General features: G+C 52.4%; 23 protein-coding genes and 1 pseudogene. 10 read left to right on the top strand and 14 right to left on the bottom strand.

Annotated elements, in window-relative coordinates; genetic code table 11:
- The 5 genes from ACWVX6_RS09140 to spoIIID form a co-directional block, all read left to right on the top strand.
- A partial coding sequence (locus tag ACWVX6_RS09140) for an AAA family ATPase (RefSeq protein WP_455152965.1) occupies nucleotides 1–658 on the top strand: 658 nt, incomplete at its 5' end.
- A 660-nt stretch (nucleotides 659–1,318) separates the two neighbouring features.
- Entirely contained in the window at nucleotides 1,319–1,717 is a 399-nt protein-coding gene (locus ACWVX6_RS09135) for a plasmid mobilization protein (RefSeq protein ID WP_022241051.1), read from the top strand.
- A complete protein-coding gene (locus ACWVX6_RS09130) occupies nucleotides 1,689–3,269 on the top strand; it encodes a relaxase/mobilization nuclease domain-containing protein (protein WP_455152964.1) in 1,581 nt (526 codons plus the stop codon). Before ACWVX6_RS09135 ends, ACWVX6_RS09130 begins: the two co-directional genes overlap by 29 nt.
- 110 nt (nucleotides 3,270–3,379) lie before the next feature.
- A complete protein-coding gene (locus tag ACWVX6_RS09125) occupies nucleotides 3,380–5,446 on the top strand; it encodes a recombinase family protein (protein WP_455152963.1) in 2,067 nt (688 codons plus the stop codon).
- Between the two features lie 315 nt (nucleotides 5,447–5,761).
- Nucleotides 5,762–6,034, top strand: coding sequence for a sporulation transcriptional regulator SpoIIID (gene spoIIID / locus ACWVX6_RS09120; protein ID WP_117492171.1), 273 nt, complete (start codon nucleotides 5,762–5,764; stop codon nucleotides 6,032–6,034).
- A gap of 67 nt (nucleotides 6,035–6,101) precedes the next feature.
- Here the strand turns inward: spoIIID and ACWVX6_RS09115 are convergent, their stop codons facing one another.
- Entirely contained in the window at nucleotides 6,102–6,344 is a 243-nt protein-coding gene (locus ACWVX6_RS09115; protein WP_110437393.1) for an AbrB/MazE/SpoVT family DNA-binding domain-containing protein, read from the bottom strand.
- An 87-nt stretch (nucleotides 6,345–6,431) separates the two neighbouring features.
- Here ACWVX6_RS09115 and ACWVX6_RS09110 point away from each other — a divergent pair, with 87 nt between their 5' ends.
- Together ACWVX6_RS09110 and ACWVX6_RS09105 are read left to right on the top strand one after the other, a co-directional pair.
- The gene (locus ACWVX6_RS09110) at nucleotides 6,432–7,016 is read left to right on the top strand and encodes a nucleoside recognition domain-containing protein (protein WP_118481063.1); all 585 of its coding nucleotides are present in this window, start codon (nucleotides 6,432–6,434) and stop codon (nucleotides 7,014–7,016) included.
- 123 nt (nucleotides 7,017–7,139) lie between these two features.
- Nucleotides 7,140–7,667 carry a nucleoside recognition domain-containing protein gene (locus ACWVX6_RS09105; protein WP_330671942.1) on the top strand — a complete coding sequence of 176 codons (528 nt, stop codon included), beginning with the start codon at nucleotides 7,140–7,142 and terminating at the stop codon, nucleotides 7,665–7,667.
- Nucleotides 7,668–7,832: 165 nt separating this feature from the next.
- On the opposite strand, the gene ACWVX6_RS09100 is transcribed toward ACWVX6_RS09105, so the two are convergent.
- The 10 genes and pseudogenes from ACWVX6_RS09100 to ACWVX6_RS09055 all read right to left on the bottom strand — a co-directional run bounded on the left by ACWVX6_RS09100 (nucleotide 7,833) and on the right by ACWVX6_RS09055 (nucleotide 18,711).
- Entirely contained in the window at nucleotides 7,833–8,708 is an 876-nt protein-coding gene (locus ACWVX6_RS09100; protein ID WP_117492169.1) for a 3-hydroxyacyl-CoA dehydrogenase family protein, read from the bottom strand.
- Nucleotides 8,709–8,822: 114 nt separating this feature from the next.
- Complete coding sequence (locus ACWVX6_RS09095) at nucleotides 8,823–9,641, bottom strand: enoyl-CoA hydratase-related protein (RefSeq protein WP_117492168.1); 819 nt, start codon at nucleotides 9,639–9,641, stop codon at nucleotides 8,823–8,825.
- Between the two features lie 265 nt (nucleotides 9,642–9,906).
- A complete protein-coding gene (locus ACWVX6_RS09090; protein WP_117492167.1) occupies nucleotides 9,907–11,097 on the bottom strand; it encodes an acetyl-CoA C-acetyltransferase in 1,191 nt (396 codons plus the stop codon).
- A 189-nt stretch (nucleotides 11,098–11,286) separates the two neighbouring features.
- Nucleotides 11,287–12,843, bottom strand: a pseudogene (locus ACWVX6_RS09085) (acyl CoA:acetate/3-ketoacid CoA transferase).
- Between the two features lie 44 nt (nucleotides 12,844–12,887).
- Entirely contained in the window at nucleotides 12,888–13,163 is a 276-nt protein-coding gene (locus ACWVX6_RS09080) for a hypothetical protein (protein ID WP_118730201.1), read from the bottom strand.
- Between the two features lie 117 nt (nucleotides 13,164–13,280).
- A complete protein-coding gene (locus tag ACWVX6_RS09075) occupies nucleotides 13,281–14,726 on the bottom strand; it encodes a 4-hydroxyphenylacetate 3-hydroxylase family protein (RefSeq protein WP_118481065.1) in 1,446 nt (481 codons plus the stop codon).
- 109 nt (nucleotides 14,727–14,835) lie between these two features.
- Complete coding sequence (locus tag ACWVX6_RS09070) at nucleotides 14,836–16,017, bottom strand: 4-hydroxybutyrate dehydrogenase (RefSeq protein ID WP_227109720.1); 1,182 nt, start codon at nucleotides 16,015–16,017, stop codon at nucleotides 14,836–14,838.
- Between the two features lie 285 nt (nucleotides 16,018–16,302).
- Nucleotides 16,303–17,091: an amino acid ABC transporter ATP-binding protein gene (locus ACWVX6_RS09065; RefSeq protein ID WP_455152962.1), complete on the bottom strand. Its 789-nt coding sequence runs from the start codon at nucleotides 17,089–17,091 to the stop codon at nucleotides 16,303–16,305.
- A gap of 12 nt (nucleotides 17,092–17,103) precedes the next feature.
- Nucleotides 17,104–17,742 carry an amino acid ABC transporter permease gene (locus ACWVX6_RS09060; protein ID WP_455152961.1) on the bottom strand — a complete coding sequence of 213 codons (639 nt, stop codon included), beginning with the start codon at nucleotides 17,740–17,742 and terminating at the stop codon, nucleotides 17,104–17,106.
- A 102-nt stretch (nucleotides 17,743–17,844) separates the two neighbouring features.
- Nucleotides 17,845–18,711: a transporter substrate-binding domain-containing protein gene (locus ACWVX6_RS09055; RefSeq protein ID WP_455152960.1), complete on the bottom strand. Its 867-nt coding sequence runs from the start codon at nucleotides 18,709–18,711 to the stop codon at nucleotides 17,845–17,847.
- 308 nt (nucleotides 18,712–19,019) lie between these two features.
- On the opposite strand from ACWVX6_RS09055, the gene ACWVX6_RS09050 reads away from it, so the two are divergent.
- On the top strand, nucleotides 19,020–20,360 hold the full coding sequence (locus tag ACWVX6_RS09050; RefSeq protein WP_118564528.1) for a butyryl-CoA:acetate CoA-transferase: 1,341 nt from the start codon (nucleotides 19,020–19,022) through the stop codon (nucleotides 20,358–20,360).
- Nucleotides 20,361–20,611: 251 nt separating this feature from the next.
- On the opposite strand, the gene ACWVX6_RS09045 is transcribed toward ACWVX6_RS09050, so the two are convergent.
- From ACWVX6_RS09045 to ACWVX6_RS09035, 3 genes are read right to left on the bottom strand one after another with little or no spacing between them, the layout of a single operon-like run.
- Nucleotides 20,612–21,880 carry a sensor histidine kinase gene (locus ACWVX6_RS09045; RefSeq protein WP_455152959.1) on the bottom strand — a complete coding sequence of 423 codons (1,269 nt, stop codon included), beginning with the start codon at nucleotides 21,878–21,880 and terminating at the stop codon, nucleotides 20,612–20,614.
- A complete protein-coding gene (locus ACWVX6_RS09040) occupies nucleotides 21,877–22,614 on the bottom strand; it encodes a LytR/AlgR family response regulator transcription factor (RefSeq protein ID WP_455152958.1) in 738 nt (245 codons plus the stop codon). Before ACWVX6_RS09040 ends, ACWVX6_RS09045 begins: the two co-directional genes overlap by 4 nt.
- A 36-nt stretch (nucleotides 22,615–22,650) precedes the next feature.
- Nucleotides 22,651–23,385 (bottom strand): tRNA lysidine(34) synthetase, encoded by a 735-nt coding sequence (locus ACWVX6_RS09035; RefSeq protein WP_110437407.1) that lies wholly within the window; start codon nucleotides 23,383–23,385, stop codon nucleotides 22,651–22,653.
- Between the two features lie 262 nt (nucleotides 23,386–23,647).
- Between ACWVX6_RS09035 and rplM the strand changes: the two genes are divergently transcribed.
- Both rplM and rpsI read left to right on the top strand, forming a co-directional pair.
- Entirely contained in the window at nucleotides 23,648–24,076 is a 429-nt protein-coding gene (gene rplM / locus ACWVX6_RS09030) for a 50S ribosomal protein L13 (RefSeq protein WP_116704844.1), read from the top strand.
- Between the two features lie 14 nt (nucleotides 24,077–24,090).
- The gene (rpsI, locus tag ACWVX6_RS09025; protein ID WP_110437409.1) at nucleotides 24,091–24,498 is read left to right on the top strand and encodes a 30S ribosomal protein S9; all 408 of its coding nucleotides are present in this window, start codon (nucleotides 24,091–24,093) and stop codon (nucleotides 24,496–24,498) included.
- Nucleotides 24,499–24,604 lie beyond the last annotated feature (106 nt).

Raw genomic sequence — 24,604 nt, 5'->3', positions numbered from 1 at the left:
AAATAGCGAACGTAAAAGGCCAGTTACGCTTCTGTTTTTGGGTGATTCTGGTATCGGGAAAACGGAGACAGCAAAATATATTAGTTCCTGTTTAGGCACGGATATGGTTAGGATCCAGTTTTCGATGCAGCAGACTAACAGTGCTTATCAGTACATTTTTGGTGCCGACCATGGTGAGGATAGCTTGGCTCGTGAATTGATTAGACGCAATTCTAATGTTATTCTGCTGGACGAATTTGATAAGGTATCTCCTTCGTTCTACAATGCGTTTTACCAAATGTTCGATGAAGGTACGTTTGTCGATGCAAACTATTCTGTGGATGTTTCCAAGTGCATTATTATTTGCACTACGAATTACAGGACTGAAGAAGAAGCGGAAAAATATCTGGGGACGCCAATCTATTCGAGATTTTCTAAAGTTGTTATTTTTAATCCGATTAGCGTAGATGATAAATTGAAAATTGCGAGAAAATGTTATGCAGGGTTAATGGCACAGGTAGATGCCGAGGATAAAGCACTTATCGAAAACAATTCAGTGTTATCGTTGTTTGAAAGGGTTATTAAAGAAGGTGCCTATCCCAATATGCGTATGTTAAAGAACGACATAGAAGATGCAATAAACTTTGAAATCTTGAAGGCAAGAGGAATTATTCAATAACAATCAGCTGAGCAGTGAGTAACTGCTCAGCTGATACTGTGATTACAAAACAACTCCTATCCAATTTATTGAAACCAATTTTCCATTTTTCTGTTCTTATATAATTTACATTTGCAACATTGACAGGAAGTAGTCCATTCTTGTATAATAATGCCGTCGAAAATATATCCACCCATACATAACAACTGAATATAAATGTTCGACCATATTGAGACATAATTAGTCGGTTCATCCGACACGGTATCGGTACACCGGAAGTGCCGAACTGCTCCACTAAGCCTTTGGTTCTGTTGGCAGGAGCTGTACGAAGCAGAACCCGACTTTGATTTTTCAGAGCCGATTACATAGAACATCACTTTGAAGCGAGAGCGATGCTCCCGCCGATTTCTGATGTTTTGTGTAATCGGCTCTTTTTGTTTTGTCATTTTTCCAAAACACGATTCAGCGCCAAATGCGTGAACTTGAAAAATCAGTGAAAACGAAAAGGCCGGGTAGCGTAGAGCAAGATTCTACCATGGGTCCAAATTTCGCCTATCGCTCATTTTGCCCTTCATGGAATCTTGTTGGGGAGTGCCTTCCCCCAAACCCTGCATCTGTTCTGCTTTGGCAGAAGCAACGGCATCCGCCGATCACCATTTTCACAAATGAAGGAGGAACCGAATGACCAAAACTTACAACACACCGAAACGTACACACATCGTAAAAACCCGTCTGGACGATGAAGAACACGCCGACCTTCTCCGTCGCTTGGAGATTTACGACATGAATCAATCGGAGTTTATCCGTGAAGCGATTTCTGGCGCAACCATCAAACCGACCATCTTGGCAACTCTGGTCAGCGACGATCTGCTCGCAGCCATTGGTAAACTGACCGCTGAATACGGCAGGATCGGTAACAACTTAAATCAGATTGCCCGACACCTCAACGAATGGCGAAGTCCCTATCCCGCTATGGCGAAAGAACTGCAAGATGCTGCCGCTGATCTTGCCACGCTGAAATTTGAAGTGATGAAAAAGGTAGGTGATGCTGTTGGCAACGTTCAAGCATATAAGCTCTAAAAATGCCAACTACTCTGCTGCTGAATCCTATCTCACTTTTGAGCATGACGAGTTTACCATGAAGCCCACCCTGGACGAAAACGGCAGACTTATCCCAAGACAGAATTACCGCATTTCTACATTGAACTGCGGTGACGAAGATTTTGCGATTGCCTGTTTGAGAGCCAACCTCCGCTATGGCAAAAATCAAAAACGGGAAGATGTCAAAAGTCATCACTATATCATCAGCTTTGATCCCAAGGATGTTCCCGATCACGGGTTGACCGTAGATCTGGCACAGAGTCTTGGAGAGAAATTCTGCAAGAAACACTTTCCCGGTCATCAAGCCATCGTCTGTACACACCCCGACGGGCACAACGGCAGCGGCAATGTTCATGTACACATCGTTATCAATTCTCTGCGAATTATGGAAGTTCCATTCATGCCGTATATGGATAGACCGTGCGACACCCAACCGGGCATGAAGCACCGATGCACCAACGCAGCTATGGAATACTTCCGTTCTGAGGTCATGGAGATGTGCCACGATGCAGGTCTGTATCAGATTGATCTGCTGAATGGAAGTAAGACAAGAGTGACCGAGCGTGAGTATTGGGCGAAGAAGAAAGGACAACTTGCACTGGATGAAGAAAACGCTGTCCTTGTCGAACAAGGCTTGCCGGTCAAACCGACAAAGTTTGAAACCGACAAGGACAAGCTCCGTGAAGAAATCCGCATGGCACTCTCCGATGCTGTCAGCTTTGAGGACTTTGCAGAAAAACTTCTCCGCCGTGGCATCACCGTCAAGGAAAGCCGAGGGAGATTGTCCTACCTCACACCAGACCGCACAAAGCCTATCACGGCACGAAAGCTGGGCGACGATTTTGATAAAGCTACTGTGCTCGCCGTCTTTGACAGAAATGCAAAACAGGTCAGAACGAAAACGCCTCCCATTCATTCTGCACCGACCATGCAAGATTTTATCAAACAGCAAAACTCTGTAAGCCGTATGGTGGATATGGATGTCGCCAAGGAAAAAGGTAAGGGTTATGAGCATTGGGCAAAGAAACACAATCTCAAAAACGCAAGCCGAGCCTATCTGTTGTACAAGGAAATGGGATTTGATTCTCCCGAAGCATTGGCTGCTGCTTGCGATGTCGCCCATGAGAAGCTGAGTGATATTCGCACAGAGATGAAATCTGTGGAAGCCGCAATCGCAGAAAAGAAAGAGTTCCGTAATTATGTGCTGAACTATCACAAGACTCGATATGTAATCGACGAACTGAAAGCCTGCAAGAATGAAAAAGCTCGTCAGAAATATCGTGACGAGCATGACAGCGACTTCATCATTCTGCACGCTGCCAAACGCTACTTTGATTCCAAAGGCTTGAAGAAGCTACCGAGCCACAAGGCGTTGCAGACGGAAGTGGAGCAGCTTATCAAAGAGAAAAACGAGCTTTACAACCAGTACCAGACCGCTAAGGAAGAAACACAGCGTCTTGATGCCATTCGTCATAATTTGGAGCAGACCCTTGGCAGAAAGATTGAACACAAGAAGGAACAGAAAAGATAATTCTTTCCCTTCGATTCCATTCCTATCTGGTGAGTGGACGTTTTGTCCACTCACCACGAGCAAAGCAAAGAAAGGATTTTTATATGAACAAAAATAAGAAGGCAATTGACATGACACCCGAAGAACTGAACGAGTGGCTGGCATCCTTGCCCGCACCGCAGGATGATGCACTTTGTACGCACTTCTCCGATCCCGATCCCTATTTCAAAATGGAGCATACATCCCGTGAGCAGAGCGAGAACCGCTTGTTTAACAAGGATGGGCATCTTACCGTTCGTAATTACTGTGCGGCAGAGTTGCCGAAGATCACCATGACCATCCGCTCCGGTCAGACTACTTACCGTTTCAGCGGAAGTTACGACGGTACAAGAAGTCTTTCCAGTAAGTTACTCGACCACATGGCAAAAGAAAATTTAAAATGCTCAAAAAATATTCTAATGAAAGGGTGGATTTATTCACGAATGTGTGATATGATATATACAAGCAATCCTGTATTGGCAGACTGCCCGCCGATTAAGGAGGAACAAGATATGAATAGGCAGTCTGACAAAATTACTGCTATCTACTGTAGATTGAGTCGTGATGATGAACTCACAGGAGAGAGCAACAGCATTGTCAATCAAAAGGCGATTCTCAAGAAATACGCAAAAGAACAAGGTTTCCGAAACATCCAGTTTTTCGTGGACGATGGTTACTCCGGTGCTAACTTCAACCGCCCAGATTGGAACCGCATGATTGAACTGGTAAAGGACGACAAGATCGGCGTTATCATTGCAAAGGATATGAGCCGTATCGGAAGAAACTATCTGGAAGTCGGTCTTTACACGGAAATGCTTTTTCCAGAACATGATGTCCGTTTCATCGCCGTAAACAGCGGTGTGGACAGCGCCAATCAGCAGGACAACGATTTTACTCCGTTCTTGAATATCATCAATGAGTTCTATGTCAAGGACAGCAGTAAAAAAGTCAAAGCGGTTATGAAGCAGAAAGGTGAATCTGGTGAGTATTTGACTACTAACCCGCCCTACGGCTACATGAAAGACCCCGACAATCCAAAGAGACATTGGATTGTGGATGATGAAGCCGCAGCCGTTGTCCGTCAGATCTTCGCTTGGTGCATGGAGGGCTTCGGTCCCTCTCAGATCGCCAAGAAGCTGAAAGAGGCAAAAGTGGATTGTCCGACAGTTCATTGGATGAAGATGGGACGAAATGCTCCTGCAAAGACACCTGATAACCCTTACGATTGGGCACCACGCACCATCACCGGCATACTGGAAAAGCGGGAATACCTTGGTCATATGGTTAACTTCAAAACCCGCAAGCAATCGTACAAGAGCAAAAAGAAACTCGAAAACCCTCCCGATCAATGGAAGATTTTCGAGAATACCCATGAAGCCATTATTGACGAAGAAACCTTCGCTCGTGTGCAGGAACTTCGCAAGAACAAACGCAGACCCGCCAGAACAGGCAAGACCAATATGTTCTCCGGTCTCGTTCGCTGTGCCGATTGTGGTGAGAAATTGTACTACTGCACCAGCAACAGTTTTGAAACCAGACAAGATCACTTCGTGTGCTCCACTTCTCGTAAAAAGGGCAAGGAGGTCTGCGACACTCACTTCATCCGAGCCGTGGTGCTGGAAGAAGGTACACTCCAACACATGAGGTTGGTGATACGGTGTGTTGCCGATTATGAAGATACGTTCCGCAGAGCGTTGGGTGCAAAGAGAAGCGAGGAAGCAAAGAAAGAACTTTCTGCCAAGAAGCGAATCCTGCAGAAATCCGAAAACCGTCTGGCTGAATTGGACAGATTGTTCAAGCGTATTTATGAGGACATGGTCAACGGGAAACTGTCCGAAGCTCGTTTTCAGATGTTAGCTGATGATTATGAGCAGGAGCAGGCAGACCTGAGAGTCAAGATTGAAATGCTTGAAAACGAAATACAGAATCAAGAAGATCAAGCGGAGAATGTTGATAGGTTTATTCGACAGGCAAAAAAATACCTGTACTTGGAGAAGCTGACCCCCACAATTCTGAACGATATGGTCAATGCCGTATATGTTCATGCACCGGACAAGTCCAGCGGACACCGAGTGCAGGATGTGACGATCAGCTACAACTATATCGGCATACTCCCCGCCAATTTACTCTATGACGTTATGAACGGAAAAGCGGCATGATTACTCATGCCGCTTCCCGAAAACATTATTATACTGTTTTATTGGACCGCTCCTTGCGGGCACAATTTTTCGTCCCTTGTATAATTCCCGAGGTACACGCCCCCGGGAATTATGAATTTGCTTCGCAAATTCTATTTTATGCGTGCTACCGCACGAAGCGTAAAAATTAAAATAATACTTTTTTGACAGACTGACGCGCTGCAGTAAGCAGCGCGTTTTCTTTTGCCCTCAAACGGATACAAATGCGTTCTAACCGTCCCCGAACCCACATACACTGTCACAGATGAAACCTCATCAGGCAGGAGGGAAACAGCGGTGAAGGGCTTACCGGAGGAGCGCACGATCCGTCTCGCACAGTACATGATCGAGCAGAAGGCTACCGTGCGGCAGACTGCGGCACGGTTCGGAATATCCAAGTCAACCGTACATAAGGATATCACAACGCGCCTGCAAAAGCTGAATACCGAGCTGTATGAACGCGTACAGACCGTTCTGCAGGTGAACAAGCAGGAGCGGCACATACGCGGCGGCAGAGCCACACAGGCGAAATACCGCGCCGAAGCGGCGCAGCGACGCGGTGAAAAATAAAAAAACCGACTTTCCAAGCGGAAAGTCGGCAAACAGAAGCAGCGTGACAGTGTTGCTGTGTAAAGGCTTAAAGCAGGCCGAGCTCATGCGCGCAATCGCTGCAGACATTCTTACCCTTGAAGTGGATAATGTCCTTTGCGTTACCGCAGAATACGCAGGACGGCTCATACTTCTTGAGGACGATATGATCGCCGTCAACGTAGATTTCCAGAGCGTCCTTTACTTCGATGCCCATAGTGCGGCGCAGCTCAATCGGGAGCACGATACGACCAAGTTCATCAACCTTACGAACAATACCGGTGGATTTCATTTTCAACACACTCCATTTCTTTATCATAAAAAATGTATTACCAAATCCCACTCACTTGGGATGTTGGACGGAAGGGGGGAACACGATATGCTGTCCGTTATCTGGACGGTGTTCCTTTGTATGGCGCTGCTATGCGGTGCGGTCACGGGCAGGCTGGCAGAGGTTACGGCAGCGGTACCCACAGGGGCTTCGGAAGCGATCACGCTGGCGATCAGCATCACCGGGCTGATGTGCTTCTGGAGCGGTGTGATGGAGCTGCTGCAGGCTTCCGGACTGGCAGAGCGGCTGTCCCGTCTGATGGCACCTGTTCTGCGTCCCTTGTTCGGAAGCGCATCGCAGGATAAGCAGGCGATGGAAGCAGTAAGCGCCAATGTAACGGCAAATTTGCTGGGGTTATCCAACGCGGCAACGCCGTTGGGATTGCGTGCGTCAGAGCGGCTGTATGTTCTTGCAGGGCGGAGCGGAGCGCCGGATACCGTGCTGACGCTGATCGTGCTGAACGCAACCTCAATTCAGCTGATTCCGTCTACGGTGGCGGCGGTTCGTGCGGCTTGCGGAGCACACGCGCCATTTGATATTATGCTGCCGGTGTGGGGAGCTTCTGCGGCTTCCGTTGCGGCGGTGCTGCTCAGCAGTAAACTGCTGCGTCCATTTTTTCCGGATGGGGAATAGCGGGACAGGTAAGTGCGCCTTACAAGTAGTATTATCACACATGAAAAGCAAGAAATCTGTCGAATAAGCAAACAATCATCAAAAAATTTCCAAGCAAGGGAAATAATACAAGGAGGGAGATGATTGCAGATTTTGCAGAACGCGCTCATTCCGGCACTTTTGGCAGGAATCAGCCTGTATGCGCTGTGCAAAGGCGTGGACGTATTTCCAACTTTTCTGCGCGGTGCAGCCGTCGGTTTGAAAACCGCGGTGCAGATACTGCCTGTTATGGTCGGGATGCTGACAGTCGTGTTCATGCTGCGCGCCTCAGGTGCCGTTGATATTGCGGCAAGCGTGCTCGCGCCCGCACTGCGTATACTGGGCATACCGAAAGAATGCACAGCCCTGACCCTGCTGAAGCCGATCAGCGGAGGAGGGGGACTGGCAATGGGCAGTGAAATTATACGACGCTGCGGACCGGACAGCTATGCCGGACGCGTGGCCGCAGTGATGTTGGGAGCCTCGGAAACCAGTCTGTACACGATCAGCGTGTACAGCGGGCACCTTGGTTTGAACCGAACCAGATATGCTGTTCTTGCGGCATTGTGCGGCGATTTGGCAGCATTTACCGCCTCTGCAGCATTGGTTAGATTATATTTCCCATACAGTTAATATTATATCGTGTATGTTAAAAAATTACCATAGCTTATGTCAAAAATTAGCGAATTAAATAAACATTACTTGCAATATTTGTGCAATGTGTGAAAAAATTTACAGACTGAGAATATAAAAAAGCATCTATGCCGAAGCACAGATGCTTTTTATATTGTAAAGCGATTACTTCTTCACGATCTCCTTGCCGAAAGGACCATCATAGTCGAAGAAGCCCTTGCCGGTCTTAACGCCCAGCCAGCCGGCACGAACCATCTGACGCATCAGCGGATGCGGACGGTACTTCGGGTCGCCGGTCTCGCGGTACAGCGTCTCCATGATTGCGAGGTTTACGTCGTGGCCAACAAGGTCAGCGGTGTGCAGCGGGCCGGACTTCATGCCTGCGCCAAGCTGCATGGCAACGTCGACATCAGCAGGGGAAGCGATGCCGTCAGCAACGATACCCATTGCCTCGTTCATCATCGGGATCAGGATGCGGTTTACAACGAAACCAGGACCTTCCTTAACGGCAACCGGGGTCTTGCCCAGGGATGCCATCAGGTCAAATGCGGTCTGGAAGGTTTCGTCCGAAGTCTGGATCGCGCGGGTAACCTCAACCAGCTTCATGATCTGAGCCGGGTTGAAGAAGTGGCAGCCGATGAACTTATCCGAACGGTGCGGGATGCAGGCAGCCATCTCGGTGATGGACAGACCGGAAGTGTTGGAAGCGAAGATGGTGTGAGCGGGGCAGATCTTGTCCAGATCCTCCAGCAGGTCCTTCTTCAGATCCATGCGCTCCAGAATAACTTCCATGATGAAGTCAGCATCGGCAGCGTCCTTGCGGTCAACCGAGGTCTTGAGGGAAGCGAGCAGCTCGTCCTTGCGCTCTGCAGTCATCTTGCCCTTGCTTACAAGAAACTCGTAATCGTGTGTGATAACGGTCTTGCCGCGCTCGGTGAACTCCGGCTTGATGTCGATCATGGTAACGTCATGACCTGCGTTCAGAAATACCTCAGTGATGCGTGCGCCCATGTTGCCAGCGCCGAATACACAAACTTTCATGCTAAATTAACCTCTCTCTCACTCTTTGCGGATGGATGAACAGGTATTGCGAATATTGATTAGTCAAAACCGCACAATCTGGTTTTGAATTGTGCGGTCCGACTGTCTCAATGCTTACTTATTCTTGAATTCCTTAGCCGGCTTGTCGCGGTTCTTGTCCAGGAAGTAAGCCATGCCGTACTTCTGATCCTCGGTAGCGAAGCACTGTGCGAAGCAGTTGCCCTCGAACTTCAGAGCGGAGTTCAGGTCGGTCTGCATGCCAACATTTACAGCTTCCTTAACCAGGGAAACAGCGATCGGAGCCTGAGCAGCGATCTCCTCGGCCAGCTTTACAGCCTCGTCGAGCAGGTTCTCCAGCGGATATACGTAGTTAACCAGGCCCATGTCCAGAGCGTCCTGAGCGGTGTAGTTAGCGCGTGCGGTGTACAGCATTTCCTTAGCCTTGCCTGCGCCTACGAAGCGAGCCAGACGCTGGGTGCCGCCGCAGCCCGGGGTGATGCCCAGACCAACTTCAGGCTGACCGAAGGAAGCGTTCTCGGAAGCGAGACGGATGTCGCAGGACATAGCCAGCTCGCAGCCGCCGCCGAGGCAGAAGCCGTTGATGGCAGCGATAACCGGACGCTTGAAGTTCTCGATCTTCCAGCAAACGCGGTTGGACTCGTTGCCGAACAGCTTGCCCTCTGCACAGGTCTTGGTAGCCATCTCGGAGATGTCAGCGCCTGCAACGAAGGAGTTAACGGTCTTGCCCTTCTTGTTAACGGTGGAAGAACCGGTCAGAACTACTGCATAAACGTTGTCCAGATCCTTAGCCAGCTCGTCGAATGCCTCTTCCAGCTGTGCGTACATGTCGGTGGACAGAGCGTTCATAGCCTTCATGTGCTCGATCTTAACGATCGCAACATGACCCTTTTTTTCGATTACTACGTCAGTCATTTTTAAGACTTCCTTTCAGAATATGTGCTATGAGCGTAAAACGCTCAAAAGCAATCTCCGTTCGGAGATTACCAAACATCCAAAGGATGTTTGCAGTCAAAATAGAACAGAAGCGAGCTTCTGTTCGTAAAAACCCGCGACATGCGCGTGGGTTTTTACACCCCGACCCAGCCGCCCAGGGCGGCGTCGTTCGGGTATCCAAAATCAGTTTCTACGGAACTGATTTTGGTATATAGGGGGCTTTTGAAGCCCCCTATAGCAAGACTTACTTGCAGAGCTCGTCGCGCTCAACGATGATAGCTTCGCCCATACCGCCGCCGATGCACATGGTAGCCAGACCAATGGTCAGGTCGCGCTTGATCATTTCGTAGATCAGGGTGGTGGTGATGCGGCAGCCGGCTGCACCGATCGGGTGACCCAGAGCGATTGCGCCGCCGTTTACGTTAACCTTGTCCATATCAAAGCCAAGCTCACGGTTAACAGCAGCAGCCTGTGCAGCAAATGCCTCGTTGGACTCGATCAGGTCGAGGTCAGCAACGGTCAGACCTGCGCGGGACAGAGCCTGACGGGTGGACTCGATCGGGCCTACGCCCATGATGGACGGATCGCAGCCTACAGAGCCCCAGGCACGAACCTTAGCCAGCGGCTTGAGGCCGTTTGCCTTAACGAACTCCTCGGAAGCGATGATCATTGCAGCGCCTGCATCGTTGATGCCGGAAGCGTTGCCTGCGGTTACGGTGCCGCCGTCCTTCTTGAATGCCGGGCGCAGCTTGCCGAGGATCTCCAGAGTGGTGTTCGGCTTTACATGCTCGTCGGTATCAAAGATAACGGTTTCCTTCTTCTTCTTAACTTCGATCGGAACGATCTCGTCCTTGAAGCGGCCATTAGCGATGGCAGCAGCTGCCTTCTGCTGGGAAGCGAGAGCGATCTCGTCCTGCATTTCGCGGGTGATGCCGTACTTTTCAGCTACGTTTTCTGCAGTGATGCCCATGTGGTACTGGTTGAATACATCAAATACGCCGTCGTATACCATCATATCGACCAGCTTCTTGTCGCCCATGCGAGCACCCCAGCGGGTATCGCGGGAGATGTACGGAGCACCGGACATAGACTCGCAGCCGCCTACCAGCATCATCTTGTTCTCGCCGGAACGGATGATCTGGGTGCCGAGGGAGATGGCACGCATGGAGGAAGCGCAAACCTTGTTCAGGGTCATAGCCGGGGTGGTGATCGGCAGACCGGACTTCAGGCAAACCTGACGTGCTACGTTCTGGCCTACGCCGCCCTGCAGTACCTGACCGAACAGAACCTCGTCGATTGCTTCCTTGTCAACGCCTGCACGCTCGATAGCTGCCTTTGCAGCAGCGGTGCCAAGCTCGGAGGAGTGTACATCGCGGAGGGTGCCGCCGTAAGTGCCGATTGCAGTACGGGCAGCGGAACAGATGTAAACGTTCATTTAGCTGTTTCTCCTTTTCTACTGATGCGGCGAAAAAACTATGCCGCCGCATGGTGATGGAAACTCGATTTTTGAGTTCGTTAATATTTTATCAAACTATTCTGCAGAATGCAAGGGGAATTGGTCGATTCTGTAAAATTATATGAAAAGTCCAGTTCCCGTTTGCGTAATCTGCACAAATAGAATTGATTAGTCGTTAGCCAGACCCATCAGCTCGTCACGGAAGATGCGAGCGTCCATGGTCTTGATCTCGTCAGCCATCTTCGGAACGAAGTCCATCTGGTCGAGGATCTGGGTCTGCAGGTCGATGCCCGGAGCGATCTCGGTCAGGGTAACGCCTTCCGGACGCAGCTCAAATACGCAGCGCTCGGTGATGTACAGAACCGGCTGATGTACCTCGTTAGCGTAATCGCCGGAGAAGGTGATGTGCTCAACCTGCTTAACGAACTTCTTCTTAGCGCCTTACTGGGTGATAACGAGCTTGCCGTCCTTGCACTCAGTCTTGAGGCCCTTTGCAGTGAAGGTGCCGCAGTAAACAACCTTCTTGGCGTTCTGGGTGATGTCGATGAAGCCGCCTGCACCTGCCAGACGGGTGCCGAACTTGGATACGTTCAGGTCGCCGTTCGGAGCAGTCTCAGCCAGGCCGAGGAATGCAACGTCAAGGCCGCCGCCCTGATAGAAGTCGAACTGTACGTTGTGCGGGATGATGCACTGTGCGTTAGCAGCAGCGCCGAACTGGGTGCCGCCGTACGGTACACCTGCGATGGAGCCTGCCTCAACGGTCAGGGTCATCTTGTCGGAGATGCCTTCTTCAGCAGCTACGTTAGCGATCTTCTCCGGTGCGCCGGTGCCGAGGTTTACGATAGCGTCCTGCGGCAGCTCCATAGCAGCGCGGCGGGCGATGATCTTCTTAGCGTCCATCGGGATCGGCGGGATAGCGTCAACCGGGATGCGGAACTCGCCGGTCAGCGCGCCGTCGTACGGCATGCCGAGGCACTGCATGTTCTCCTCCTCGGTGCCGACTACAACAGAGTCAACATAGATGCCCGGGATAGCAACCAGCTTCGGGTCCAGAGAACCGCCCTGAACGATCTTCTCAACCTGAACGATTACCTTGCCGCCGGAGTTCTTGCAGGCCTGAGCCATAGCAGTTACGTCCAGAGGACCGATCTCACGATGTACGGTGCAGTTGCCGTACTCATCGCAGTAGGAAGCACGCAGGAATACAACGTTGATCGGGAAGCCCTTGTACAGCAGGCGCTCCTGACCCTCGATGTTAACGATCTTTACCAGATCTTCCTTGGTAACGTCGTTCAGCTTGCCGCCGCCGTTGCGCGGGTCAGCGAAGGTCTTCAGGCCAACGTGAGTGATGGTGCCGATGTTGTGAGCAGCGATATCGCGGTACATGTGCGAGATAACGCCCTGCGGCAGGTTGTAAGCCTCGATCTTGTTGTTCAGAGCCAGCTCGCCGAGCTTCGGAGCACGGTCCCAGTGGCCGCCGATAACGCGCTTAACCATGCCTTCATGGCCGTAATGGTCACCGCCGGTGCCATCGCGGTGGCCCTGACCGGCTGCAAAGAACAGGGTCAGGTTCTGCGGGTGGCCGGTCTCAAGAAAACGCTTCTCGAGAGCCTTGGACAGGGTCTCCGGGCAAGCACAGGATACGAAACCGCCGGTAGCAATGGTATCGCCGTCCTGAACCTTCAGAGCAGCTTCCTCCGCGGTGATGATGCTTACTTTCTTCATGTTTATCAATCCTCCTGATAATAGTGCGACCGGTTTTACAGTGGTCACGCCTGCGACGTGAAAGACCTGATTCTATCTATCGCCTGCGGAATCTCATCCGCCGCGGCAACAACAACACGGTGCGCGGCTTCGATCTCCTCATAGAGATACGGACAGCCGGTGCAGCCGCGCAGGATCAGCAGTACGTCATATGGAACACCGTCCTCCGGATAGGAGAATGAGGCGGTATCCAGAAGGGCAGCGCAAATCGCCTTGTAGGCATCGCCGCGCTCATAGCGCGGATTGCAGCCGCCGCAGAATTTTACTGTGCAGCGAAGCAAGGCGCACAACCCCTTTCTATGTAGCATTTCCGAATGTTACCATAGGGAAACAATGGGTAATAACACAAACACAGGCACTCACGGGTGCTCCATGAGTGCCTATAGTTTGCTCAGAGATTACTTGATGCGAGCAATCTTCTTTGCCAGTTCCTTCTTCATTTCAAGGTTGGACTGACGGGCAATCATGATGCGCTGAGCCTGCGGCGAGCCTGCACCGTGCATGGACTCCGGCAGATAGCCGACAGCTGCAGTACCCATGGTCATGTTCTCGATCAGGCGCAGCAGACGCATACGGTCCTCAGTCGGAACGGAAGCAACGCCCTTGAGGTACTTCTCGATGTACGGCTTGAGCTCCGGGTTGCGGTAATCAGCCTCGGACGGCTGGGTTACCATCAGGCCGCCTGCCAGATCCTGTGCCAGACGAGCGATCTCGTACGGGAAGCGGGTAACGTTCTGCTTGCAGACGTTAGCCAGCAGCAGGTCGATCAGATAGTTGCCTGCCTTGGTCTTGGTGCCCTGAGAGGAGCAAGCGATACCGCAGCAGTACAGGGTCTCGTTCAGGTGGGTCATCTCGATCAGCTTGTCCTTAACGTGGGAAGCCTTGGAGGAGCCAGCCATATCGCCAGCCAGAGCGGTAGCGCCGATCAGAACGTCGCCTACGCCGACCTTGCAGCCGCCGTAAGACTGACGGTGATAGCCTGCGAAACGCTCTACGATCATGCCGGCAAACTTAACTTCGCCGTTGAGGAAGATGCGGTCGTTCGGAACGAATACGCGGTCGAAGATAACGAGAACTTCGTGGCCGCCGTATACCTTGTTACCAACGTCGATGTCGTTGTACTCTTCCATCTTGCGGGTGTCGCAGGACTGACGGCCGTAGATCAGGGTGATGCCCTTGGAATCGGTCGGAACTGCGAAGGAGATCGCGTAGTCCTCGTCGCCCTCGCGCATGGAGATGGTCGGCATTACCAGAACCTCGTGAGAGTTTACGAAGCCGGTCTGGTGAGCCTTCGCGCCGGTAACGTAAACGCCGTCAGCGGTGCGCTCTACAACGTGCAGGAACAGATCTGGATCAGCCTGCTTGGACGGAGCGAGGGAACGGTCGCCCTTAACGTCGGTCATAGCGCCGTCAACTGCGAGGTCCTCATCCTGTACGCGGGTCAGGAACTTGAGGAAGTTCTCGTGGTACTTGGTGCCGCAAGCCTCGTCGATCTCGTAGGTGGAGGAGAATACAGCGTTCATAGCGTCCATGCCTACGCAGCGCTGGAAGCAGGCTGCGGTCTTCTGACCGAGCAGACGCTGCATCTTAACCTTCTTGATCAGGTCGTCGGTGGACTGATGCATGTGGGTGAAGCGGTTGATCTTCTTGCCGGAGATGTGGGAGGTAGCAGTCATCAGATCCTGATACTGCGGGTCCTCAGCCAGCTCGTAGGTAGCGGCGAAGGAGTTCAGGGAAGGACGGATAACCGGGTCGTCAACCGGATTCTCTACCTTCTTGCCGAACATATACAGGTTGAGGTTCAGCTTGCGCAGGGACTCAATGTACTGGTCTTTGGTCATCATAAGTGATCAAGTATCCTTTCTCATTACAATTTGGTACACATAACATGAATAAAGAAAATAGGGCGGGGAGACGGGACTCCCCGCCCTATTCAGGCGTTACATGCGGAAATTAGAAGCACTCTTTGTATACGCGCTCGCTGAGCTCGATGCTCCACGGACGGTAAGAGTTGGTGATCAGACGCTGCTGGTTTGCATCAACAGACAGTGCAAATGCCTTAACGTCCTCTTCCTTGAAGCCGTACTCATGCAGCGGCTTCAGGTGCAGAACCTTCTCCAGGGTTACGTTCAGGGTGCGCAGAGCGTCGTCCTTGGTGCAGCCCAGGCAGCGAGCAACGATTTCCTTGAACTTGCCCAGCTCGCCAGCCGGCTCGTACTCGTCGTACATCTCGAGGATCTTGCCGAACAGAGCGTAGTTGGACTCGCCGTGCGGAACGTGGTAGGTGCCGCCGAGCGGGAAGGACATGCCGTGTACGGTTGCACAGCCGGCCTTCAGGAATGCGATGCCTGCGAACAGGGAAGCGTGAACGAACTCGCCGAGGTAATCCATACGAGCGTCCGGGCCTTCCAGAGCGATGCGGCGGAAGCCCTCGAGGATCATCTCCATAGCCTTAACGGAGAACATCTCGGAGGTAACGGTCTTGCGGTGCGGGGACAGGAAAGACTCGGTAGCGTGGATCAGAGCATCGATAGCGGATGCTGCGAACGGCTTGTACGGCAGGGTCTTAAGCAGATCCGGAACCAGGCAAACCTTATTCGGGATGATGTCGTCGGAAACCAGGCCGAGCTTGGTATCGCCGCCGGTCAGCTTGCCGTCCTTCTCGTCCTTAACGATAGCAACAGAAATGTTGGTAACCTCAGAACCGGTACCGCAGGTGGTCGGGATAGCGATAACTTCCTTCTCATGTACAACAGGCTCGCGCTTGAAGTACAGCTCATGTACGGAGGTCGGGCGCTTGCAGCCGAGCAACTTGCAAAGGTCCATGATAGCACCGCCGCCTACTGCGATTACGCGGTCGTAGGAATCGTACGGAATAGCCTCGTACATGGTCTCGATCATAGCCTCGGAAGGCTCGCCTGCGCCGAACTTCTCCTGGAATACGAACTTGCTCTTGAGGCCAAGCTCTTCCATGAAGGGCTTGTAGATGAATTCGTTGGTCAGAACGACGTCGCGCTCGCCCAGCTTGAACTCCTCAGCGAAAGCACCAAAGGTGTCAAACTTGTAAATAGTCGGGGCAATGACGATCTCTCTCTTGTCCTTCATCAGGGAGGCGCTGAAAGCATCCATAGCCATAGTAGAAACATCTCCAATCAAAAATTTTATAAAAGGCCGTGCGGCTTTTTATTACATGATTTTACAGGGTGGTTTTTTCCTGTGTTCTTATTGTAGCAAATTTGCGCCAAAACTTCAACACAAACAAACAATAATTTCATCAAAAATTGACCAACTAAACCTGTACAAAAAGACAATAAAAAGTCCCGCAATCTTATTACGGGACTATTTTAACGTATTTATTGCGATTTGTAAATGGGGTAATGGTGAAAAGTACCGAAAAGTTTTTGTATAATTTTCCGTTCTTTAGCTGTTTTGCGAAAAACGGCTCAAAAATGCCTTGGTTCGCTCATTATGTGTATTTTCAAATACCTCTGTCGGCGTGCCCTCCTCAACGATGGTGCCGCCGTCCATGAACACAACATGATCGGCCACATCGCGGGCAAACGCCATCTCGTGGGTGACAATGATCATGGTGGTGTGCTGATCGGCCAGCGAGCGGATAACGCGCAGTACCTCACCGGTCAGCTCGGGGTCGAGCGCCGAGGTCGGCTCGTCGAAGCACAGGATATCCGGCTTGAGTGCGAGCGCACGCGCAATGGCTACACGCTGCTGCTGACCGCCGGACAACTGGTGCGGATAGTGGCTCATGCGGCCCTCGAGGCTCATCATCTCGAGCAGCTCGATGGCGCGGTGCTCGATCTGCTCGTGGATCTCGCGTTTTTTCTGCTTGTAGTCCGGGCGTTCCTTGGCCTGCAGCAGGGGAGCGAGCATGACATTTTCCAGTGCGGTGTACTGCGGGAACAGATTGAACGACTGGAACACCATGCCGAAGTGCAGACGGTTCTTGCGGATCTGCGCATCGCTCTTGGCGGCGTGGTCGGCAGCGGCGAGCAGTGTCTCGCCGTTTACGATGATCTTACCCTCATTCGGGGTTTCGAGAAAATTCAGGCAGCGCAGCAGCGTGGTCTTGCCCGAGCCGGACGAGCCGATGATGGCAAGCGCCTTGCCGCGCTCCAATGTAAAACTGATGTCTTTAAGCACCTTGGTAGAGCCGAAGTTCTTATAAAGGTGCTGTACCTCCAGAATAGGCATAACGGCTCCTCCTTATTTAAAATAATCCATTTTCTTTTCGATCCAGCCGAACAGCAGGGTCAGAATACCGTTGAACAGCAGGTAGAATACGGCGGTGTAGAACAGCGGCCAGATGATACCGGCGCTCTTGATGAACTTTTCGCCCATCCACAGCACCTCGTATACCGCGATGGTACGCGCCAGTGCGGTATCTTTCACAAGGTTGATGAACTCGTTGCCCATCGGCGGGATAACGCGCTTGATGACCTGCAGCAGCGTTACCTTGAAGAAAATCTGGCTCTTGGTCATGCCGAGCACCTGACCGGCCTCATACTGACCGCTCGGGATACCCTGAATGCCGCCGCGGAAGATTTCCGAGAAGTAGCAGGCGTAGTTGATGACAAACGCCACCAGCGCAGCGGTGAAGCGCGGCAGCTTGATTCCCCACACCAGAGCAGGGCCATAGTAGATAATGATGATCTGGAGCATAAGCGGCGTGCCGCGGACGATCCAGACGATGATTTTGATGAGTGCGCGCAGCGGTGTAATGCGGCTCATCGAGCCGAAGCTGATAAGCAGGCCGAGCGGCAGAGCGAATACCAGCGTCAGGCAGAAAAGCTGTACGGTGGTAACAAAGCCGCCCATCAGGCTGAGTGTTACATTGGCAAACATGTCGTTTCCTCTTTACCTCTTTTTTTACTTTATTTCCTGTGACACATAAGGCAGAAGACGGTAGTCCGCCTTCTGCCTTTATTGAACTGGGGGGATGGGAGATTAAGCCTCCGGATCTACGATTGCTTCCTGTACGCCGTACTTCTGAGCGAAGGAAAGAATAACGCCGTCCTTGTAGGCGCCCTTGTAGAAGTTGTTGAATGCTTCGGTCAGGTCAGAACCCTTGCGGAAGCCTACAACGTAGTTCTCGTCCTCCTCACCGTTGGCCTCGTTGAGGTTTACGGTGTAGGTCAGGTTCGGGTAGCTGGTGCCCTCGCCGATCATAGCGCCTGCCATCAGCAGGTCGATCACGCAGGCATCCGAGGTACCTGCGGCAACCTCCATCAGTGCGTCAGCCTGAGACTGAACTGCGGTTGCATTCAGACCGGCAGCCTGTGCAGCAGCCTCACCGGCGGAGCCGGACTCAACCGCGAAGGTCATATCCTTGATAGAGTCGATGTCCTTGGCAGCGTCGGCCTTGTCGGACGGAACAACAACTACCTGTGCGTTGGTTGCATACGGGTCGGAGCAGTTCATGGAGGTCTTGACCTCATCGGTCAGGGTCATGCCGTTCCAAACGGCGTCAACGCCCTTGGAATCCAGCTCCATGATCTTGTTGTCCCAGTTGATCTCGATGAACTCAGCTTCTACGCCCAGGCTCTCAGCGAAAGCCTTTGCCATGTCCGCGTCAAAGCCGACCCATTCGTCCGAGCCGTCTTCCTTATAATCCATCGGTGCGAAATCCGTGATGCCGATGACCAGCTTGCCGTTGCTCTTTACATAATCGATATCGCTCTCAGCGGAAGCTGAGGTGTCAGCCGCATCGGCGCTCGAGTCGTCGGTCTTGGCAGCAGAGCCGCCGCAGCCGGACAGCATGGATACACTCATTGCGCCTGCCATCAGCAGTGCAAGAAGTTTCTTCGTCTTCATTTTTAGAAAACCTCCTGTAATTCAGTTCATATCTTGTTTACTATTATAACACTTTAGCGCAGAAAATCAACCCCTGATTTTCATGCGGATTTTCAGTATTTTTGAAGGATAACCGGGCGGTATTTTGTGCAAAATCTAAAATAACAGGGTGAAATATAAGGAAAAGAGGGCGGGAAGCGGTTTGAATGGATTCTCACTCTTTTTTGCGAACCTGTGTTGACCTGTACCCCAAAAGAGATTATAATCATAAGTAAGCATGATTGTTAAAGAATAAACAATGAAGAACAAGTAAGACGGAGGGAATCAGCGTGGATTATACTGCACTGTATCAGCAGAAGCTGACAACGGCGGATGAAGCCGTTAAGGTTGTTAAATCGGGTGACTGGGTAGACTACGGCTGGTGTACGGGTACGCCTGTTGCACTGGACAAGGCACTTGCTGCCCGCATGGGCGAGCTGGAGGACGTAAACTTCCGCGGCGGCGTACTCATGCGCCGACCGGCGGTATTCGATATTCCGAATGCAGCCGACAAGATCACCTGGAACTCGTGGCACATGTCCGGCATTGAGCGCAAGGCATGCATGGAGGGCTTCGGCTTTTACAGCGCACTGCGCTACTCCGAGATGCCGCGCTGGTACCGCGAGAACGTCCGTCATGTCAATGTAGCCATGATTCAGGTGGCACCGATGGACGCACACGGCTGGTTCAGTTTCGGCCCGCAAGCTTCGCATCTGAAAGCCATCTGCGATGTATCCGATGTTATCATCGTTGAGGTCAACAAGTATATGCCGCGCTGCCTCGGCGGCTTTGAGGATGCCATCCACATTTCGCAGGTGGATATGATCGTTGAGAGCGACACCGAAATGCCGCAGATGGGCGCAGGCGGCGAGCCGACCGAGGTTGATAAGGCGGTTGCAAAGCTGATCGTGGAGGAAATCCCGAACGGCGCGTGCCTGCAGCTGGGCATCGGCGGCATGCCGAATACCGTAGGCTCGATGATCGCGGAGTCCGACCTGAAGGACCTCGGCGTTCATACCGAGATGTACGTGGACGCATTCGTTGACATCTCCCGTGCAGGCAAGATCAACGGCTCGAAGAAGGCCATCGACCGCGGCCGTCAGGTGTTCGCGTTCGGCGCAGGCACCCAGAAGCTGTACGATTTTGTAAATGATAATCCGGAGTGCATGTCTGCACCGGTATCCTATACTAACGATGCGCGCACCATCGCACAGATCGACAACTTCATTTCCATCAACAATATCGTGGATGTGGATCTGTTCGGTCAGATGAACGCAGAAAGTGCCGGTATCAAGCAGATTTCCGGTGCAGGCGGCCAGCTGGACTTCGTTCTGGGCGCGTATCTGTCCAAGGGCGGCAAGAGCTTCATCTGCTGCTCGTCCACCTTTAAGAAGAAGGACGGCACGCTCGAGAGCCGTATTCGTCCGACGCTCGAGAATGGCTCGGTCGTTACCGATGCCCGTCCGTGTGCGCACTGGTTTGTCACTGAGTACGGCAAGGTAAACCTCAAGGGTCTGACTGCATGGCAGCGTGCAGAGGCTCTGATCTCGGTTGCGCATCCGGATTTCCGCGAGCAGCTGATTCAGGAAGCGGAGAAGATGCGTATCTGGAAGCGCTCCAATAAGAGATAATACGACAATAAGAAAACGCTCTGTGAAAACAGAGCGTTTTTTAGTCTAAAGGGTTTTATGATTTGCAGTTTCGCGCGATAGCGCGCGTAAAATAGAATTTGCTTTGCAAATTCATAAAAACCGGGAGCATGTATCACGGTTTTTATACTTATAGAGGGAGAAAGTTTCTGCATAGGAACTTTCGGACGACTTTGGAACGGCCTGCGGTCCGTTCCTGCTTGTCGGCGAAACTGTAGTTTCGCGACAGCCTTTTAAAGTGAAATTCGCAGGATAAACTGCTGATTCCTGACCGAAAAGCTGTATACACCGCCGTATCGCTCGACGATGCTGCAAATACTGTGCACGCCGATGCCGTGTCCGGCGCGGTCGGAGACCGGCATGCCGTGGCTGAACTGCACCGGCTGCGTGCAGTCGTTGACAACCTGCAGGAAGAACTTTCCGGCTTTTTCGTATGTCTGCACCTCGATGTGTCCGGGAATGCCGTCCGCGCGCTCGCTGCATGCGTGAATCGCATTCTCAAGCGCGTTGGAGAGCAGCACGCACAGGTCGCTCTCGGCAAGCGGCAGCTGATTGGGCAGCACGGCATGCACCGCAAGCGGGATGCCCTGCGCCTTGGCGCGGTCGGCAAACGATGAGAGAATCAGGTTTGCGGCCTCGTTTTCGCAGTAAACGGTCACGCGGCTGGCTTCGATTTCCTCGCTGATGGAGTGAATGTACTGCAGTGCCTGCTCATACTGCTCATTCTCGATGCAGGCGGTGATGTACTGCAGATGATGCCGCAGATCATGCCGGTAGGCGCGGGTTTTCTGCTGAGAGATACGCAGTGCTTCAATCTCACGGACGGCCTGATGCACCTGCAGGTCAAGATTGCTTTTCAGCTCCTCCAAACGCAGCCGTGCGTGCTGCTCTTTGGAAATGTGAATCAGGAACAGCAGGTACGCCGCACTGCACACGAACGGCATGAACTCCACGACTACGGCCGAACCGGAGAACAGCAGGTCGGTGTAAACGCGGGTGGCATAGTCAAACGCATAATACACCGCGGGCACAATGCCGAACTGACACTGCACCGCCCGCGAATACTGCGACACCGACCGGATGGCAGGTGCGGCCTTGAGCAGCAGAATGAGCAGCGGCACGGTGACGATCATTTCCACAGCGTACTGCATGGTGTCTCCGCCGGAGAAGATGGCGACCGCGATCAGCGCCAGCCAGCGCCGCAGCTGACAGCACAGGTACGCCGTCAGCACGGAAATCACCGGCCACAGGCGTTCGTGACTGAGCGAGCACAGCGCAAGCACAAGCGGCAGGTGGGTGTGCAGCGGATACAGATAGCGTCCGAAGCCCGGGTCCACACCGAGGTAGGCGATGCCGGACAGGCAGAAGATCATCAGCGTGTACAGCAGCATGCGCTTTTTCGCCTTGGGCGTCCAGTGGATATTGCAGAATGCCGCAGAGAGCGCGATGCCGAACAGCGTAACGGCAACGGAGTTGCAAAGGTCAACGGCGAGTGCAATCATGTCAGGAACACCTGTTCTTTCTGGAAGGCGTGTTCAAGGTACGCGTCCTTGATGTCGTTGTAGCGTCCGCGCGGAATGGGCAGCTCGGCTCGGCTGGACATGACGAGCGTTTTCGGCGTGATCGTCTGGATATGCTCTAAATTTACAAGGTAGGAGCGGTGAATGCGCAGAAAATTCCTGTGTTCGGCAAGGCTTTCGCACAGGCTGTCCATGCTGCCGGCGGCTTCGAGCACGGTGCCGTCCGTCTTGTGCAGCAGCAGGGAACGGCGGATGACCTCGCAGTATTCCAGCTTGTCCAGTTCAACGCGTGTGATGCCGGTTTTGCAGCGCAGGATCAGGCTGGCGCTGCTCTCGCGCGAGCAGGCGGCAATGACCGAATCCATCAGCCGGAAGAAGCTCTCCGGCCAGATCGGCTTGAGCTGATAGAAATACGCGCCCACCGTATACGACTGCACGGCAAACTCTGCGGATGAGGTGAGAAAGATGATCTTCACGTTGGAGTCGTACTGACGGATCTCACGGGCGGCTTCGATGCCGTTTTCACCGGGCATGAGTACATCGAGCAGCAGAATATCAAAGCGTGCGCCCTTTTCGATGGACGCCAGCAGCTCGAACGGGCTTTGGAAGGCCGTCGGGGCAATATCGGCGTTGTGTTCTGCACGGTAGCTGCCGAGCAGCTCGTGCAGTTCATCGAGCACGCCGGGATCGTCGTCGCAGAAGCCAATCTGGATCATGGTTCTCATCTCCTTTCTTTTTATAAAGGGAACAGATCATTTGTAATCGCGGCGGGTCTTGTCGGGTTCCCAGCCCTCGAGCGGGTAGCGCTGCATGGCGCCGAAAATGCGCTCGCGTACACCGGGCATGGTCTTTTCGAGACTTTTCAGCAAATCCTTGATCTCCTGTCGCTTGGTGTTGCCGTCCGCCGGACACGGATTGTGCACGATCGGCAGCTCATGCCGTTTGGCGAACGAGCGCACATAATGCTCCGGCACATACAGCAGCGGACGAATGAGCGTGATGTCGGCGCGGTCGAGGTAGGTTACCGGCGAAAAGCACGAAATGCGGCCTTCATAAAATAGGGAAAGCATGTAGGTCTCGACTACATCGTCAAAGTGATGGCCGAGCGCAACCTTGCTGCAGCCTGCCTTGCGGGCGGCATCGTGCAGAGCGCCGCGGCGCAGTTTGGCACAGAGCGAGCAGGGGTTTTCCTCGTGGCGGATATCAAACACGATAGGGCCAATCTGGGTGGGGACGCGGATGTACTCGACGCCCAGCTTGTCGCACAGCGTCTGTACAGGGGAGAAGTCCATCTCATCATAGCCCATCTCCAATGTAATAGCCACGACGGTAAAATGGTGCGGATAAAAGCGGCTCAGCTGACTGAGTGCGACGAGCAGCGCGAGCGAGTCCTTGCCGCCGGAAACACCGACCGCAATCCTGTCGCCCTCATCTATCATATGGTAATGGTCCACCGCACGGCGGACATAGGAAAGCATTTTCTGCATAACAGTCTCCTTTTTGATCGTACATATTAAAATTTATCAGAAAACATCAAAAATCGCAAATGCAAAAAGTGAAATGCAAAGTGAGCATTCGGGAGCATGAGAGAGATTAAAAGAGAAAACAAGAGAATGTATTGGATTGAAGATATTTTTTCAAAATTTCGCTTGACTTGCGCAAAATGATGTGTTTTAATAAATATGCTCGTTTCGAGCGATCAATCAGTTGTCAAAGTATTTTTGATATATATAAACGGAGGAAAAAACCATGTCTACTTTTATGGCTAAGGCAGAAAATGTCGAGCGTAAGTGGTATGTACTGGACGCAGCTGGCAAGCCGCTGGGCCGTACTGCTGCAACCGCTGCAATGCTGCTTCGCGGCAAGCACAAGACCACGTTCACTCCCCATGTTGACTGCGGCGATTTCGTAATCATCGTCAACGCTGACAAGGCGGTTCTGACCGGTAAGAAGCTCACCCAGAAGTACTATCGTCATCACACCGGCTGGGTCGGCGGTCTGAAGGAAGTTCAGTACAAGACCCTGATGGCTGAGAAGCCGGAGTTCGCTATGCAGCTCGCAGTTAAGGGCATGCTGCCGAAGAATTCCATCGGCCGTCAGTCCGCTACCCGTCTGAAGGTATTTGCTGGCGAGAACCACAATCATCAGGCTCAGAAGCCCGAGAACTGGGAAAAGTAAGGGAGGATTAACTGATGTATACACCTAAGAAGGCATATTTCTATGGCACCGGCAGAAGAAAGTCCTCTGTTGCCCGCGTTCGTCTTTTCCCGGGCGGCACCGGTGAGATCAAGATCAACAACCGCACCATCGACAACTACTTCGGTCTCGAGACCCTGAAGATGGTTTGCCGTCAGCCGTTCGAAGTAACCGGCACCGAGGGCAAGTTCGACGTAGAGTGCACCGTAACCGGCGGCGGCTTCACCGGCCAGGCTGGCGCAATCCGTCACGGCATCGCTCGTGCTCTGCTGCAGGCTGATTCCGACCAGTACCGCGCAGCTCTGAAGGCTGCAGGCTTCCTGACCCGCGATCCGCGTATGAAGGAACGTAAGAAGTACGGTCTCAAAGCAGCTCGTCGCGCTCCGCAGTTCAGCAAGCGATAATCGACTGCTCAGACAATATCAAAATGGTTCAAAAAGCCCGGAAAATCAAGGTTTTCCGGGCTTTTGCTATATCTAAACGGGCTGATATGGTTTGACCAAATTTGGC

The sequence above is a fragment of the Butyricicoccus sp. genome (genome assembly GCF_977037065.1).
Note: the sequence above shows the minus strand (reverse complement) of the source record. Positions and strands in the feature narration are given on the sequence as shown.